We start from the raw sequence: 16,439 nt of genomic DNA on the forward strand, positions 1-16,439 counted from the left end.
ATCTACACTTCCTCCTGATTACGGGATATCCAGTCCCCGATTTCTTCTTCGGTCCACCACCGGAAATGGCCTGTACGAATATCTTCCAATATGTGCATTTCAGTTAACTGCCGAAGCAACGTGCTTCTGAGATTTGAAGAAGCTACGCGTGACTTCACCTCAGTCCTCATCTGGTGCAAAAACTCAAGGTACGTCTCATACTCATCACCGAACTGTCGTTCGAGTGTGGCACGTATCTCCGCAGCTGCTGCCGGTCCCGCTCCTGCTGTGGATATCGCTATGCTTAATCTCCCACGTCTGACCACGCTTGGCGTAATAAAGCTGCTGTGCTCCGAAGACATTGCGTTATTCACCAATATGTCCGCAGCCTCAGCATCCCGAACCACAGTTGAATTGACCTCTGAATGGTCAGTCGCAGCATATACGAGAAAGGCCCCCCGCAAATCTCCATTGCGGTAGGACCGGTCTATCCATTGAATTCGGGATTCATGATGCAGTTGTTTTAATACGGGAGTAAGCTCCGGACTAATGACCGTAATCTGTGCCTCGGCATGCAGCAATCCCTTAATTTTACGTTCGGCAACACGTCCACCACCAACTACGCAGCACTTCTTGCCTGAAGTATTCACAAATATCGGTGTGTAACGGTCCATCCCCTTCACTCTCCCGTCCAACGATGAAACGCTGAATACGCATTGGATAAAAAACTTATAATGACAAATCCATACCCGATCAGTGTCCATCTTGCCATGATAATTGTAGAGAACTGTTTCCTTTTCTTGGATACGAAGTAACCCACATAGATGGCTATAGCAAGACCTGTCGAAATAACTTTGAGATCCAAGAGTAGGATCCAGCGTCTTTCCGCCACAATGGATAATACGGCAAGCATCACAGAAACACCAAGGAGCGGTGTTCCAATCAACGTAGCACCATCCATATACTTACCGATGACTTCCAGACTTGGCAGCCGTCGCATCGTATCATTCCACTTTTTTTTCTTCAACTTACGGTGCAAGAACAGATATAACAAGGCAAATACTGTAGCAACGGTTAACGCCGCAAAACCAAGATTCGCCAAGGTAATGTGCATAATGAGTAATCCATGTACCGTTTGCCAGTTATGCAGGGATATCTCTCCAGCCGTAAACCAAAGTCGGTTTAATACCGTAACGGAAAAACCTACAACATTCAGCAACAAAATCACAAATTCGGAACGCTGGATGCGAGTCATGACGAGAGACATCAGAACAATACTGAATGAAAATATAAACAAAAAATCAAAGGTGGTATAGATGGGGAAATGGCCTTCAGTCCACATGCGCAAGATCACATGCGTTACCTGCAGTCCCCAAACAACGACAAGAAACCCTGTGCCTGTCCGCTTCGCCCCCGCATTGCGTCGAATGCAGTCCGAGAAATAGAACAGTAGGCTCAGGGCATACATATAGATTAGAGCTTCATAGACTTGTTCAGCAAGGGTCAAGCTGCCCACCCGCCTTATACGCCTGCCGGAGCATAAGCCGGCACGGGGTCTTGCCGGTTTTCGTTAAGGTGAGCGGCTGGTTTCGCCAGGGCTGTGGCATCACTCTGATTCACTTTTTCAGCGGCCACCTCTACTGCATCTTCCAGAGCGAAAATCTGAGTAAACATGCGCAGAGCTTCATCACCTTGCTTCGTGCCTGCCATTTCCTTAATCCGATTGATCGGATCTGTCGTCATTTGGTTCACAATACTCTTGGTCAAACGACGAATGACTTTACGTTGATGTTCATCGAGCTCAGGCAGTTTATTAAACAGGCTATCCATTGTTTCTTCATGAATGGAGACACCTTTTTCCTGCAAAGCGCGAATAACGGGACGAACACCCAACGTTTTGAGCCAATGGTAATAATCCTCCATCTCAAGCTCAATCATTCTCTCAATCTTGGCAGCTTCCACCTTACGCATCTCGAGGTTGCTCTCCACGATTCCTTCCAGATCATCAATGTCATAGAGAAATACATTGGATAATTCACCAATTGCCGGATCAATATCGCGTGGAACCGCAATATCAATCAGGAACAATGGACGAGATTGACGACGCTTCATGCTCTCCCGTACCACTGCTGCATCCATGACATAACGTTCAGCTCCAGTGGAACTAATCACAATATCAACTTCATTAAGTCGATCTAATGCCTGTTCCATCGTACAAGGTGTACCTCGGAACTTGGCTGCCAATTCTTCAGCTCTTGCGAGCGTACGATTCGCCACGATAACCTCGGATGCCCCGTTGGCATAGAGATGTTTCACGGTTAGTTCACTCATCTTGCCTGCCCCCAAAATGAGCACCTTCTTGTCTGTGAACATGCCAAAGATCCTCTTACCGAGTTCAACAGCAGCATAACTGACAGATACGGCGCTCTCCCCGATGGAAGTCTCCGAATGTGCCCGTTTGCCCAATGTAACTGCCTGCTTAAATAACATATTAAACCAGGTACCTGTTGATTTCTCTTCCTGCGCTTTAAGAAAAGCCTGTTTCACCTGTCCAAGAATCTGAGTCTCACCAATGACCATGGAATCCAGTCCGCAGATGACGCGGAACAAATGGCGCATGGCTTGATCATCTTCATATATATATAAGTGTTGCGTAAATTCTTCCCGTGGTACATTAAACCATTGTTCCATGAATGTTCGAATAAAATAACCACACATGTGAAGACGGTCCACCACAACATACAACTCGGTACGGTTACATGTGGCTACGATTACACCTTCCAATACACTCTTGGTCAGCTTGAGCTGCTGCAGCGCTTCAGACAAGTCCTTTTCTGCAAATGTGAATCGTTCCCTAACCTCTACAGGCGCCGTGCGATAATTCAAACCAACGACAACGATGTGCATTGCAAGTTCACCTGCCTAATAAATTTCCAATCAAAGTGCTTACTGCATATGTCTATCCATTTATGATTGACATGGTTAATTATATCACACATCATAGCCGTGACCGGGTCATTTTTATGAAATGTTTATGAAATCACCATGTTCATCATCATATGCACTGTCATTTATTGTAGTGTCTCACCAAAGTTCACCGTTATGCGTTAAAAAGTGTCGGTTATGAATATTCATAACGATACGCTTATTAAAACAAATAGCCATGGAATTATTCCCATGACTATTAGAGTTTGGGAGGTTATGTATCCATCCCGATATGTGAACATTGTTATGCAATATACTTTTTATTTAAACCCGTTCAATCTGGTTGTTCATCTCTGGTGTTTCAACTTGCAATTCGCCCAATCCACGTACCAACTTCTTTGCATACGTTTTTTCAGGCTTTAATACGGATACCAGGTAGTCAATGGCAAGCTGTGGGTCAACGGTCTCCCCACAAGTGTAACAGTCAATCGCTGCAAAACCTCTCTCAGGATACGTATGAATAGAGAGATGGCTCTCAGACAATAGTACGAGCACTGTCGCTCCCTGTGGGTCAAACTGCTTGGACTGCACGGACATTACTGTCGCGCCACATGCCTCCGCTGCTTCAACCATTTGGGCTTCCAGATACTCTGCATTGTTCAGTAGATTAAAGTCGACACCCCAAGTATCAACAGCAACGTGTCTTCCGAAAGTTGAATATTCCATCCTTCGGTTCCCCCTTCCTAGGAATAAAATGTTTGAAAAATTTCATCCGCTAGGACCTACGTCATTCACTTCCCGAGGGAAAAATCTCTCGCAACATATAATGTCCTGAGTGAATCCTGGTTCCTATATTCTTTTCAACGAGATTAAAAATAACATTGAATCAGCGTGAAATCAACCCTTTTCCAGAAGATTGTAAAATAAATATTTTCAATTCGGAATATTCGATCTCACATCAAAAAATCCCCCTGAAACTTCCAATTGGCGAGTGCCACTGCCTGGAAGATACAAGGGAATTTATTACATTCATATAAGTGTATATAAACATACAATTTAAAGTTAATATGCTTCAAGCTCAAACAACCGTTTTTGATGACGAGCAAGGGTCTCATCAATCTGATGGAGCTGATCAGCAGTGGCATCTTTTCTAGTATCCAGCAATGAATCAATCTCGGCATACACACGGTTGATTTCGCGTTCTACATCTCTGGCCTGGAAGAGATGTTGCAATTCAAGCAACGTATTTTTGTATTCATAGATCACTCGGGTGTTCTCCCCGGTCTTCTCCACAATTTTGCGGACAGTGCCTTGAGCATAAACATATGTCATGGTAAACCCTTCATAGATCCGATGAACGACCCCGTCACCCTTAAAAGTCACAAAGAGCTTTCGGACAACGTTGGTCAGATGCAGATTCACCAGGCGGCAAGATAACTCACAGATATAAAACCCTTCTATGCGGTCAAAAGGGAAATGAACCTCTTCTCCACTTACATCCCCCAGCACAACCTCCTGACAACCATTGTCCAACACCTTAACCCGATGATGAAGCCTGCCGTCTTCTGTCATGCGCAAAAACTGATGCATCTGGGGTTCTGACAATTTCATAGTGGCCTTAACATACTCTGTGGCTAACCGCTGAGCCATACAAATCCCTCAATTCTTTCCCGATTGTTTTGCCTTCCTGCACATGAAGCAGTAATCTCAAAATTCTTCAGGCCGGCAAAGCCGGTATTTTTGGTACTGTTGGCAACATGCACCTATGCTCATTATACACTACCCTAACGCTATTTTTCTCCAGAGCCAGATGATAAATTCTCACAAAATCCTATAAAAAACCGGATTAATCTTGATCTCATCAAAGATTCATTTAGCATGCTCACTTTCCTGCACTAAAACGGTATACTATCTAGGTTATCCGTTAATTTTGTTGTTTTCTTCCTCTTCAGAAGCACCCTCTGCATCCAATACTGGTGCATACTTATCGATGCGGGCATGGCGGGTAATGATATCCCATAATTCTTCTTTCCCCAATCCCTCTTCAGATGAAAACGGCACAAACAAATCCCCTGAACGAAGACCCAGTGATTCCTTGATGACTTTGATATGTTTGGCTCTGCGTGTTTTGGGAATCTTGTCCATCTTGGTTGCGACCACAACCAAAGGCAATCCATTGTGACGAAGCCATTCATTCATCATCTTGTCTTCCTTGGATGGCTCATGTCTCATATCCACCATCTGCATAACCAGTTTCAATTCCTCGCGTCCGAGCAGGTATTTCTCCATCATTTTACCCCAGGCAAAGCGCTGCTCTTTGGAAACTTTGGCGTAGCCATATCCCGGGAAATCGACGAAGTAGAGATCCTGATTAATTTTATAATAATTCAGCTGCTGTGTTTTACCTGGTGTTGCACTCGTCCGAGCCAGATTTTTACGATTGATCAAACGGTTGATCAGGGAAGATTTCCCCACATTGGAGCGACCCGCCAACGCAATCTCTGGCAGACCGTCCTCGGGGTATTGTTCAGGCCGAACGGCACTGATAATAAATTCAGATTGATTTACTTTCATATTGTATCTTTCCTCTCTTGAACGCCTTTGCTATGCATAACCTGTTGACGTTATTATGCCATGGATTGTTCTATCATACCAAAAAAACCGTTCCAGCGGACGCCGAAGCCTCCGCAGAACGGTCTACTCTTCATACGAACCTTTAGGATACGTGGATTACAGGTGAATTCCTGCCTGCTCAACAAGCGCATGCTGCAATACCTGATCCATATGGGCTACCGGGACAAACTCCACATCTTCCTTGATGCTGTCTGGAATGTCACGCAGATCCCGTTCGTTATCCTTAGGCAATAATATTTTTTTATAGCCTGCACGATGGGCTGCCAGTGATTTCTCTTTCAAACCACCAATTGGCAACACACGTCCACGCAATGTTATTTCACCAGTCATGGCGATATCCTTGGACACATGTTTGTTCGTCAAAGCTGAGATTAACGCTGTTGCCATCGTAATCCCGGCTGATGGACCATCCTTCGGAATCGCTCCTTCCGGAACGTGGATATGAATATCGTTCTTTTCATGGAAATCAGGCGATATCCCAAGCTGCGTAGCTTTGGAACGAGTGTAACTGAATGCGGCTTGTGCCGATTCCTTCATGACATCTCCCAGTTTACCTGTCAGAGTCAATTTACCTGTTCCAGGCACAACAGTTACTTCAATAACAAGCGTATCTCCGCCCACTTCAGTCCATGCCAGACCCGTTACGGTACCAATCTGATCTTCCAGTTCGGCCATGCCATAACGGAACTTGCCAGGTCCAAGGTAGTCTTTGATCTCATCGGATGAAATGTTAATCTGACCTTCCACACCAGATACGATGTTCTTGGCAGCTTTCCGGCACAAGGAAGCCATCTGTTGTTCCAGATTACGTACACCTGACTCCCGTGTATATTCACGAATTACACGCAACAGCGCATCATCCGGGATTTCCAATTGCTCTTCTTCCAGACCATGGTCCTGCTTCTGTTTGGGCAACAAATAGTTTTTTGCAATTTGCAGCTTCTCTAGCTCCGTGTAACCTGGGATGTTGAGCATTTCCATCCGATCCAGCAATGGACGCGGAATATTGTGCACCGTGTTGGCAGTTGTTATAAACATAACGTTGGATAAGTCAAACGGCAATTCTACAAAATGATCACTAAACGTATTATTCTGTTCCGGATCAAGGACCTCAAGTAACGCTGCGGAAGGGTCTCCGCGGAAGTCTGAAGCCATCTTATCAATCTCGTCGAGCAGGAATACCGGGTTAAGTGAACCTGCCGTTTTCATCCCCTGGATGATACGTCCAGGCATGGCTCCTACATAGGTGCGTCGATGTCCACGAATTTCTGCTTCATCACGCACGCCACCAAGAGATATTCTTACAAACTCCCGACCTAGCGATCTGGCGATCGAACGGGCAAGTGATGTTTTACCGACTCCTGGAGGTCCAACCAGACAGAGAATTGGCCCTTTGAGCTTCTTGACGAGCTTCTGGACAGCCAGATATTCAAGCACACGCTCTTTGGGTTTTTCCAATCCGTAATGATCTGCATTGAGCACATCCTCGGCTTTTTGGATATCCAGATCATCCGCTGTCATCTGACTCCAAGGAAGGCCAAGCAGCCAATCCACGTAATTGCGAATGACTCCGCCCTCGGCTGAACTTGCAGGCATTTTCTCCAGTCGATCAATTTCTTTCTCGACCTTTTCTTTCACCTTGTCCGGTAAGCCGAGTTCTTCCATCTGAGTACGAAGTTCCTCGACCTCCCCCGCACGGCCTTCTTTTTCACCCAGTTCTTTCTGGATCGCTTTCATCTGCTCGCGCAAATAATATTCCTTCTGCGTTTTCTCCATCTGTTTCTTCACACGTTGGCTGATCTTCCGTTCAAGCTCCAGCACTTCGCGCTCATTGTTCAGGATATCCAGCAATTTCTCCAGACGTTCCCGAACGTCGATGGTCTCCAGAATTTCCTGTTTATCCTTGATCTTCAAGGACAGGTGACTCGTGATCACATCGGCCAGACGCCCTGGTTCTTCGATGTCAGACACCGCTGCGAGTGTCTCTGGTGTCACTTTTTTGGACAGATTAATATAATTCTCGAACTGGTTCAGAACGGTACGCATCAAGGCATCCGTCTCCGGATGGGTGTTCTCCTCTTCAGGCAGCTCTTTGGCCAGTACTTCATAATATTCCTCGTTGTCCGTATATTCAATAATTTCAGCCCGTTCCAAGCCTTCCACGAGTACACGAATCGTACCATTCGGAAGCTTCAGCATCTGTCTGACCTTGGCCACGGTTCCGATTCTGAAAATGTCCTCTTGTGTTGGTTCTTCAATATTTACTTCGGCTTGGGAACATAGGAGAATCAAATGTTCTTCTACCATCGCTTTTTCTAAAGCCTTGACCGATTTCTCCCGGCCCACATCGAGATGCAGTACCATACTCGGGTAGACGAGAAGTCCTCTTAAAGGCAGTAAAGGAAAACGACGACCTTTCGCTTTGCTCGGTCCCATCGCTTTCGCACCTCCAATGGCTCTCAGGTTGTAGTCATTCATTATTCTATCAAATGTTCACATAAAAAACCAATGAAGGGAAGCGCTTAGCAGCTTCCCGAATCTGTAACCTGTCCTGGACGAGGCACGTCAGCACGCAAATAGGAAGCGGATGCCGGTGGAAAAATCTCCGGTGGAGGTGTAACGCTCTCCTCTGCAAGCTTCGTTTGTTCCATCTGTTGTGATTCCGGAACCCAGGCAAACACTTCACGGAATACGTCCTGTACCGTATCTACCGGGATAACGCGCAAGCCATCCAGATTCTCAAAAATGGACTGCCAGTTCTCCGCGGGAATAATAACCGTCTTCGCTCCTGCCTGAAAGGCAGCCTCAACCTTGGCCAGCACGCCACCAATCGGCTTAACCCGACCATGAATACTGATCTCGCCAGTCATCGCTGTCTCATGATCCACAGGGCGTCCCTGAATGGCTGATGTAATGGCAGTCGCCATGGCAATCCCGGCGGATGGACCATCAATAGGCGTCCCACCTGGGAAATTCACGTGTAAATCGTAATCATTCGGACGAATACCCATGGCTTTTAATACGGTTAACACATTTTCAACCGAGCCTTTGGCCATACTTTTTCGCCGGAGTGTACGCGAACCGCCTCCAATCTCTTCTTCATCCACAACGCCTGTAATGTTGATTCGGCCTTGATCTTTAAGAGCCGGAACAGCAGACACTTCGATTTCCAAAATGGTTCCCATATTCGGTCCGTATACCGCCAAGCCATTAACAAACCCCACCTGCGGCTGTGAAGGGACCTTACGGTCAGGCCGTGGCTGTATCTGACTGCTACCCGCCACCCACTCCACATCGGAGGCCTGAAGCGTCTCACGCTTCTCTGTCAGCGCAAGTCCAGCAGCCAGCTGGATGATATTGACCGCTTCACGTCCATTGGTTGCGTATCGCTTGACCACATCCACAGCATCCGGACATGGACTGAACCCTATTTTCTGAACAGCATCTTCTGCAATTCGTCCAATCTCCTCAGGCAACAAAGGACGGAAATAAACCTCCATGCAGCGCGAACGCAAAGCTGGTGGCAGTTCATGCGGTGAACGTGTCGTTGCTCCGACAAGGCGGAAATCGGCCGGCAGGCCATTTTGAAAAATATCGTGGATATAAGCAGGAGTATGCGTGTCTTCCGAGTTATAGTACGCACTCTCCAAAAACACCTTGCGATCCTCCAACACTTTCAACAGCTTATTCATCTGGATCGAATGCAATTCACCAATTTCATCAATAAAAAGCATCCCCCCATGTGCTTTCGTCACAGCGCCCGGTTTTGGTTGGGGAATACCAGCAACGCCCATAGCTCCTGCTCCCTGATATATCGGATCATGAACCGAACCAATTAAGGGGTCCGCAATACCACGCTCATCAAAACGGGCTGTTGTTGCATCCAGTTCCGTGAATTTCGCGTCTGGCTTGAAAGGAGAAGATGGATTCTTCTTAGCCTCTTCCAACACAACCCTTGCGGCAGCTGTCTTCCCGACTCCGGGAGGGCCATAAATGATAACATGTTGCGGATTCGCACTGCATAATGCAGCTTTAAGGGCACGCAACCCGTCTTTTTGCCCAACAATATCGTTAATGGTAGCTGGACGCGTCTTCTCCGACAGCGGCTTGGTGAGTGAGATCGAACGCAGCTTGCGCAGCTTCTCCAGTTCCTTGCGAGATTCTCGCTCAACGGCACTGCGGTTTGTTTTCTGTCCACGCAGCAGATTCCAGAAATACAAACCAATCACCACTCCAAAAAATAACTGAATCAACATGATGAACATTCCGAAATCACCCATGTCTCAACATCCTCCTTCTGTCCCTATTCTCATATGAGATCATGCTAATACTTGGTAGTATAGCCTTTTCAACGAGACGTAAACGGGCAATGCGGAATTTGTATACGAGAATATAAAAAGCCCGCCATCGCTGGCGAGCTTTTGTTGTAACAAGATATGAATCAATCAGTGCGAACGTCCAGGAATAACCCCTGTCTCTTCGTAGGCTTCGACGATTTTGTCGATCTCTTTTTTTAATTCCTCAACCATGATTTCTTCAGGCACTTTACGAATCATCTTACCGTGACGGAACAAGAGACCTTCTCCACGAGCACCGGCAATCCCGATATCCGCTTCTTTTGCCTCACCTGGACCATTAACCGCACAACCCAACACTGATACTTTAATCGGCACCTTCAGTTTGGAGATATACTCTTCCACTTCGTTGGCAATGGAGAATAGGTCGATATCCAAACGTCCACACGTAGGGCAGGAGATCAATGTGGCTGCATTCGTAATGAGTCCAAATGTTTTGAGCAGATCACGAGCGACCTTGATTTCTTCTACCGGGTCCGCACTCAGTGAGATCCGCATCGTTGAACCAATACCCATGGACAATAGGGCTCCCATACCTGCAGAGCTTTTGATCGTACCGGAGAACAGTGTACCTGCTTCGGTAATCCCGAGATGCAACGGATACGGAATGATTTGAGCTGCTTTGGTATACGCCTCAATCGCCATCGGCACATCTGATGCTTTGAGAGACACGATGATATCGTGGAAATCAAGCTCTTCCAAAATACCAATGTGATACAATGCACTTTCTACCATAGCATCTGCCGTAGGATATCCATACTTCTCAAGGAGATGGTTTTCCAAAGATCCCGCATTTACTCCAATCCGAATCGGAATGCCGCGGTCTTTACAAGCCTTAACCACTTCTTCCACTTTCGCACGTTTACCGATGTTACCTGGATTAATCCGAACTTTATCGATGCCGTTCTCAATCGCAAGTAAAGCCAGCTTATAGTTGAAATGAATGTCCGCTACGAGCGGTATATTAATGCGTTTTTTGATTTCCTTGATGGCTGCGGCAGCCTCCTCATTATTCACCGTTACACGTACCACTTGACAGCCCGCTTCTTCCAGTCGCAGAATCTCTGCAACCGTTGCCTCAACATCTGCCGTTTTGGTTGTACACATACTTTGGATAATGACTTCGTTACTGCCACCGATCGTTACGTTTCCCACTTTCACGGGACGTGTATCCTGTCTTAAATACATGAGTGATTTCTCTCCCCACAACGTCAAAGCTCCACCCTGACAGAGACATGAATTCGCCTTCTGCCAAAGTGGAGAACTGACAAGTCTATATTTCAGAGTTCAACGGGATTGAGGCCTTTATCAGGCACTCTCTTCCTGCTTATCGTCCTTCGATTGGCTTAGTTCAGGCACGACTCTTTTCTCAACAACTTCTTCGGTAATGACACAGTTCGTAACATCTTCACGGGAAGGCACTTCATACATGATTTCAAGCATGATACCTTCAATGATGGCACGCAATCCACGTGCACCTGTGTTACGTTTGATTGCTTCTTTTGCAATCGCGAGCAACGCAGCTGGTTCAAATACCAGATTTACATTGTCCAGCTCAAGCAGTTTTTGGTACTGTTTGGTAAGCGCGTTCTTTGGTTCGGAAAGAATCCGTACCAGCGTATCTTCATCCAGCGGCTCCAAAGTGGAGATGACTGGCAGACGGCCTACAAATTCCGGAATCAGACCAAATTTCAGCAAATCTTCCGGCAATACCATACCCAGGTATTCACCTGGTTTCAAATCTTTTTGCTCAGAAACGGTATTAAAGCCAATGACTTTTTTACCGATCCGGCGTTTGATCATTTGCTCCAGACCATCAAAGGCACCGCCGCAAATGAACAGAATGTTCGTTGTATCGATCTGAATGAATTCTTGATGAGGGTGTTTACGACCACCTTGTGGTGGTACAGAAGCCACAGTTCCTTCAAGAATTTTCAAGAGAGCCTGTTGCACACCTTCGCCCGATACATCACGAGTAATGGATGGGTTTTCGGATTTACGCGCTACTTTATCAATCTCATCGATATAAATAATGCCACGCTCTGCTTTTTCCACATCATAATCAGCAGCTTGAATCAATTTGAGCAGGATGTTCTCTACATCCTCACCTACATAACCCGCTTCTGTTAATGACGTAGCATCAGCAATAGCAAAAGGAACATTCAGAATTTTTGCCATCGTTTGCGCAAGCAACGTTTTACCAGAACCTGTTGGTCCTAACAGCAAAATGTTACTCTTTGACAATTCCACGTCTTCAATCTTGCTTTGTGTGTTAATCCGTTTGTAGTGATTATACACCGCAACAGACAATGATTTTTTTGCTTGTTCCTGTCCAATAACATATTGATCCAGAATATTACGAATTTCTTTTGGTTTCGGAATATCTTTCAGGTCTACTTCTTCATCATGACCAAGTTCTTCCTCAACGATTTCGGTGCAAAGTTCGATACATTCATCACAAATGTACACGCCTGGTCCAGCGACCAACTTGCGTACCTGCTCCTGAGATTTACCGCAAAAAGAGCATTTCAATTGCCCTTTCTCATCGTTAAATTTAAACATGAAACCACCCCTTTAGGAATTGATCGGTCTACTGAGCACCTGGTCAATAATGCCGTACGTCTTAGCTTCTTCAGCGCTCATGAAGAAGTCACGGTCTGTATCCCGCTCAATTTTCTCAAGAGGCTGACCCGTACGATCGACGTATATTTGATTCAGTTTCTGACGAGTTTTAATAATCCATTCTGCGTGTATCTTAATATCCGCAGCCTGTCCTTGAATGCCGCCAAGCGGCTGATGAATCATTACTTCGCTATTTGTCAGTGCATATCTCTTGCCAGGTGCACCGGCTGTCAGCAATAACGAGCCCATGCTTGCTGCCATCCCTACGCAAATGGTAGATACATCCGGCTTGATAAATTGCATCGTATCGTATATACCCATCCCTGCGGTGACAGAACCACCAGGTGAGTTAATGTACAAGCTGATATCCTTCTCAGGATCGTCGGCTGCCAAAAACAAAAGCTGTGCTATGACAAGATTGGCTACATCGTCATCAATCGCACTGGTTAGAAAGATAATGCGATCTTTCAGCAAACGTGAATATATATCGTAAGACCGCTCGCCTCGATTGGTTTGTTCTATAACCATTGGCACCAGACTCATGAGACCAACCTCTTTTCTACATGTAATTAGACATAGGCCACCTGTAAAGCAAACCCAAATTCATTCTAACACTTTCCTGTGACAATGTCATTTTTCACAAGAGGGTCAGACATCCGTTTGTTTACTTTTTTAGCCTGATCATATTTAACCATGTTTTCTATGTATGTGCAAATTGTAGCCATCCTATGCCGTCTTGCCGTTTTTTATTTGCATGCAGTACATAGGTATGTAAAAAGTGTACACAGATCAATAAAATTATTTTTCATCCATATAGTTACTTCAATTTCAATAAAATGGATGTCGTAATTTAAAAATAAGGCACGCAATAATTCACGTGCCTTATCGTTTATTCAACTGACAAGTTGATCACAGCTTGTCTTATTTTTCGTCAGCTTCTGCAACAACTTCTTCAGCTGGAGCTTCAACTGGTTCCACAACTGTGCTGTTCTCAACGAGAACATCAATCGTTTTACGCAGTTTTACTTCATCGCGAAGGCTGTCCAGGGAACCATTACCTTCGAGGATGCCACGGATCTCATCAGCAGGACGCTTGTAAGATTCAGCCATTTTCTCGAGTTCTTGATTCACTTCTTCGTCAGACACTTCAATGTTTTCCGCTTTACCTACAGCTTCAAGCACCAGGTTGTTGCGAACACGTTTGGAAGCATCTTCTTGCATTTGTCCTCTCAGGTCAGCTTGAGTCTGGCCAGAGAAGCTCAGGAACATTTCAAGGTTCATACCTTGGTTACGCAGACGGTTGTCGAAATCACGCATCATGTTTTGTACTTCGCTCTCAACCATTGCAGCAGGAATGTCCACTTCAGCGTTCTCAGCCACTTTTTCTACAACTGCATTTTCTTGTGCAGCTTTGGCTTCGTCAGCTTTACGGGATTCCAATTGTGTTTTCAGGTCAGCTTTGTACTCTTCAAGTGTGTCGAATTCGCTAACATCTTTAGCAAACTCATCATCCAATGCAGGAAGCTGTTTGCGCTTGATTTCGTGAATTTTCACTTTGAATACGGCTTGTTTGCCAGCAAGTTCTGCTGCATGGTAGCTCTCTGGGAAAGTCACTTCAACGTCTTTGAAGTCACCTGTGGACAGACCCACAACTTGCTCTTCAAATCCAGGAATGAATGTGTTGGAACCCAGTTCCAGGGAATAACGCTCAGCTTGTCCACCTTCGAAAGGTACACCATCAACGGAACCGTCGAAGTCGATTACTGCAACGTCACCGTTAGCAGCGGAACCTTCGTCGATTACAACGAGTTCAGCGTGACGTTGTTGAAGACGCTCAAGTTCTTCAGTCACTTCTGCATCCGTTACTTCACCTTTTGCTACAGCAACTTCGATTCCTTTGTACTCACCCAGAGTCACTTCAGGTTTCACAGTTACTTTCGCTTTGAACTTGAAAGTTTGTCCTTTAGCGAATTGTTCAACATCTACGTCAGGACGATCAACCGGGAAGATATCCGTTTGGTCGATTGCTTCTGTATAAGCTTCAGGAAGCAAAATGTCGATTGCTTCTTGATAAAGGCTCTCAACACCAAAACGTGCTTCGAAGATGGAACGTGGTACTTTACCTTTACGGAATCCAGGTACGTTTGCTTGTTTAACCACTTTATTAAAAGCTTTGTCGAGTGCTGCAGTTACACGATCCGCATCCACTTCAACCTCAAGAACCCCAAGGTTCTTCTCTATCTTTTCCCAAGTTGCTTTCATTGTATACTTTCCCCTCCAAAATTCACATGTTCACGTAGGCAATCACGTACAAAATAACCATTTTAGTATAAACAAGATTAGATTCTTTTTCAAGGGTAATCCCTTGATACAGTTTAAGGAAAACGTTTCCGACCTCGATTAACCGTCCAAACCGGCAGATACAAACTGTTTCATGGAACGATAAGCCTGCTCCAGACGAAAGCGCATCGCGCCTGTCACAGCATACATTGAGCGTGTATTCTCCTCATCATGCGAACCACCCAAACTGTCTGCAACGGTCATATGTAGAGCTGCTGCCCATATATCTGTCATGGAATCATTTTCTTCCAGCATCGATATATAATCGCGGGTTCCATACACCGCCATGACATATTGTATCCACAGTTCCTGGGCAAAATAAAAGAGCGTAGGTTCATGAACCTCCGTCTGATCTGCCACTCGTTCCAGAATCTGAACAATTTGGAGCGGGAATTCCTCTGGTCTAAGAGGTACGGTATCGATTTCGACTTCAACCTGCTCTTCGCCTCTCGTAAACTGGATCATACCTTGAACACCTCGCCGACGCAAGGTTTGCAGCACCCGGAATTGAAGCAGAGGGTGAAGCGACTTATCTTTTAACCAACTCATAAGTGCCTCGTCAATCTTCGGCAAATCAAGATAGGCCAGCTGTTCCAAAGCCAGCATCGTCTGTTCAGACAGCGGTTCTTCCATGGCTGTGCGAAGCATCTTGTCTGCATAGCCATCATCCTGTTGAAGCTTCATTCGGGCGTGATGCCGTGCCATGTCTTCCTCACTGACCTCTTCTTCCTCTTCTCGTTCTTCAAGAACGGCAGGCGAGGTTTCTTCATATTGAGGGAACGCAGCCTGAAGCCATTCGAGCAGAGCTCGCCATTCATCATAGTGGCGCTCTTCCTGTCCCTGACATTGCAGCAAAAAGTGAAGCAATTTCATCGCTTCACCATACCGTTCATTTTCAAGCATAACTGTCAATTGAATCTGGTAATAGTCCAGCGTCTTAGGAAACATCACAATATTGTTGTTATGCTCGGTTTCCGGGGTCGTGGATTCCTTAATGGGAGCACCTCCTCTATATCCTGAATCTCCAGTTGGAATTAACCTAAATAGATGTATATACTATATTGAATGTCGATCTATTTTTTGATTTCTCCTGATATTCTAACATAACCTTAAATATAATGAAAAAAACGTTACTGCCGCCAAATATCATATACGAAAAACTGTTTAAAATAAAATACTTGATATTCCTGTATGCATATGATAAAATCAATTTTGCTTGAAAAAATTCATGTCTCAGTAGCTCAGCTGGATAGAGCAACGCCCTTCTAAGGCGTCGGTCGGGGGTTCGAATCCCTCCTGGGACGTATTAAAAAGAAACTTCCTTTGGGAAGTTTCTTTTTGCGTTCTAGGGATGAGAACCCCAATGGTTCCTCGAAGCATTCGCTTCGTTAGCACTACTTCGCAGTCTCGACTGCAAGGAGAGTATCACTCCTGGGACGTACTAAAAAGAAACTTCCTTTGGGAAGTTTTTTTGCGTTCTGGGGATAAGAACCCCAGCGGTTCGTCGGAGCATTCGCTTCGTTAGCACTACTTCGCAGTCTCGACTGCAAGGAGAGTATCCCTCCTGGGACGTACTAAAAAGAA

Annotated in this window: 13 protein-coding genes and 1 tRNA gene; 1 reads left to right on the top strand and 13 read right to left on the bottom strand. The window is 45.6% G+C overall.

All coding sequences use genetic code 11. The features are described from left to right. Positions 1–2: 2 nt before the first annotated feature. The 13 genes from ABTV53_RS22185 to ABTV53_RS22245 all read right to left on the bottom strand — a co-directional run bounded on the left by ABTV53_RS22185 (position 3) and on the right by ABTV53_RS22245 (position 15,803). Entirely contained in the window at positions 3–653 is a 651-nt protein-coding gene (locus tag ABTV53_RS22185; protein ID WP_433746531.1) for a precorrin-2 dehydrogenase/sirohydrochlorin ferrochelatase family protein, read from the bottom strand. Positions 654–658: 5 nt separating this feature from the next. Continuing rightward, positions 659–1,486, bottom strand: a complete 828-nt coding sequence (gene ccsA / locus ABTV53_RS22190) for a cytochrome c biogenesis protein CcsA (RefSeq protein WP_433746534.1) — start codon at positions 1,484–1,486, stop codon at positions 659–661. 14 nt (positions 1,487–1,500) lie between these two features. After that, positions 1,501–2,886, bottom strand: a complete 1,386-nt coding sequence (gene hemA / locus ABTV53_RS22195) for a glutamyl-tRNA reductase (protein ID WP_433746537.1) — start codon at positions 2,884–2,886, stop codon at positions 1,501–1,503. 342 nt (positions 2,887–3,228) lie between these two features. Beyond that, entirely contained in the window at positions 3,229–3,630 is a 402-nt protein-coding gene (speD, locus tag ABTV53_RS22200; protein WP_433746540.1) for an adenosylmethionine decarboxylase, read from the bottom strand. 336 nt (positions 3,631–3,966) lie between these two features. Then, complete coding sequence (locus tag ABTV53_RS22205) at positions 3,967–4,554, bottom strand: non-ribosomal peptide synthetase module (RefSeq protein ID WP_433746543.1); 588 nt, start codon at positions 4,552–4,554, stop codon at positions 3,967–3,969. Positions 4,555–4,821: 267 nt separating this feature from the next. Next, complete coding sequence (yihA, locus tag ABTV53_RS22210; RefSeq protein ID WP_433746546.1) at positions 4,822–5,478, bottom strand: ribosome biogenesis GTP-binding protein YihA/YsxC; 657 nt, start codon at positions 5,476–5,478, stop codon at positions 4,822–4,824. A gap of 156 nt (positions 5,479–5,634) precedes the next feature. Continuing rightward, entirely contained in the window at positions 5,635–7,974 is a 2,340-nt protein-coding gene (lon, locus tag ABTV53_RS22215) for an endopeptidase La (RefSeq protein ID WP_338588371.1), read from the bottom strand. 86 nt (positions 7,975–8,060) lie between these two features. Further along, on the bottom strand, positions 8,061–9,818 hold the full coding sequence (gene lonB / locus ABTV53_RS22220) for an ATP-dependent protease LonB (RefSeq protein ID WP_433746549.1): 1,758 nt from the start codon (positions 9,816–9,818) through the stop codon (positions 8,061–8,063). A gap of 165 nt (positions 9,819–9,983) precedes the next feature. After that, positions 9,984–11,081, bottom strand: coding sequence for a flavodoxin-dependent (E)-4-hydroxy-3-methylbut-2-enyl-diphosphate synthase (gene ispG, locus ABTV53_RS22225; protein WP_017692591.1), 1,098 nt, complete (start codon positions 11,079–11,081; stop codon positions 9,984–9,986). 120 nt (positions 11,082–11,201) lie between these two features. Continuing rightward, on the bottom strand, positions 11,202–12,455 hold the full coding sequence (clpX, locus tag ABTV53_RS22230) for an ATP-dependent protease ATP-binding subunit ClpX (protein WP_036605887.1): 1,254 nt from the start codon (positions 12,453–12,455) through the stop codon (positions 11,202–11,204). 12 nt (positions 12,456–12,467) lie between these two features. Then, the gene (gene clpP / locus ABTV53_RS22235; RefSeq protein WP_036605886.1) at positions 12,468–13,058 is read right to left on the bottom strand and encodes an ATP-dependent Clp endopeptidase proteolytic subunit ClpP; all 591 of its coding nucleotides are present in this window, start codon (positions 13,056–13,058) and stop codon (positions 12,468–12,470) included. Between the two features lie 378 nt (positions 13,059–13,436). Further along, positions 13,437–14,777 carry a trigger factor gene (gene tig / locus ABTV53_RS22240; protein ID WP_150364100.1) on the bottom strand — a complete coding sequence of 447 codons (1,341 nt, stop codon included), beginning with the start codon at positions 14,775–14,777 and terminating at the stop codon, positions 13,437–13,439. A 138-nt stretch (positions 14,778–14,915) separates the two neighbouring features. Next, entirely contained in the window at positions 14,916–15,803 is an 888-nt protein-coding gene (locus tag ABTV53_RS22245) for a hypothetical protein (RefSeq protein WP_433754319.1), read from the bottom strand. 282 nt (positions 15,804–16,085) lie between these two features. On the opposite strand from ABTV53_RS22245, the gene ABTV53_RS22250 reads away from it, so the two are divergent. Then, a tRNA-Arg gene (locus ABTV53_RS22250) sits at positions 16,086–16,159 on the top strand. The last annotated feature ends 280 nt before the right edge of the window (positions 16,160–16,439 follow it).

Origin of the sequence: Paenibacillus amylolyticus (assembly GCF_050990605.1) — a bacterium.
Taxonomy (GTDB): Bacteria; Bacillota; Bacilli; order Paenibacillales; family Paenibacillaceae; genus Paenibacillus; species Paenibacillus amylolyticus_H.

What these genes read in the sequence shown, in the direction of transcription:
- ABTV53_RS22185 (WP_433746531.1), bottom strand. Translation starts at nt 653, where the DNA reads ATGGACCGTTACACACCGATATTTGTGAATACTTCAGGCAAGAAGTGC.
- hemA (WP_433746537.1), bottom strand. Translation starts at nt 2,886, where the DNA reads ATGCACATCGTTGTCGTTGGTTTGAATTATCGCACGGCGCCTGTAGAG.
- speD (WP_433746540.1), bottom strand. Translation starts at nt 3,630, where the DNA reads ATGGAATATTCAACTTTCGGAAGACACGTTGCTGTTGATACTTGGGGT.
- ABTV53_RS22205 (WP_433746543.1), bottom strand. Translation starts at nt 4,554, where the DNA reads ATGGCTCAGCGGTTAGCCACAGAGTATGTTAAGGCCACTATGAAATTG.
- yihA (WP_433746546.1), bottom strand. Translation starts at nt 5,478, where the DNA reads ATGAAAGTAAATCAATCTGAATTTATTATCAGTGCCGTTCGGCCTGAA.
- lon (WP_338588371.1), bottom strand. Translation starts at nt 7,974, where the DNA reads ATGGGACCGAGCAAAGCGAAAGGTCGTCGTTTTCCTTTACTGCCTTTA.
- lonB (WP_433746549.1), bottom strand. Translation starts at nt 9,818, where the DNA reads ATGGGTGATTTCGGAATGTTCATCATGTTGATTCAGTTATTTTTTGGA.
- ispG (WP_017692591.1), bottom strand. Translation starts at nt 11,081, where the DNA reads ATGTATTTAAGACAGGATACACGTCCCGTGAAAGTGGGAAACGTAACG.
- clpX (WP_036605887.1), bottom strand. Translation starts at nt 12,455, where the DNA reads ATGTTTAAATTTAACGATGAGAAAGGGCAATTGAAATGCTCTTTTTGC.
- clpP (WP_036605886.1), bottom strand. Translation starts at nt 13,058, where the DNA reads ATGAGTCTGGTGCCAATGGTTATAGAACAAACCAATCGAGGCGAGCGG.
- tig (WP_150364100.1), bottom strand. Translation starts at nt 14,777, where the DNA reads ATGAAAGCAACTTGGGAAAAGATAGAGAAGAACCTTGGGGTTCTTGAG.
- ABTV53_RS22245 (WP_433754319.1), bottom strand. Translation starts at nt 15,803, where the DNA reads ATGTTTCCTAAGACGCTGGACTATTACCAGATTCAATTGACAGTTATG.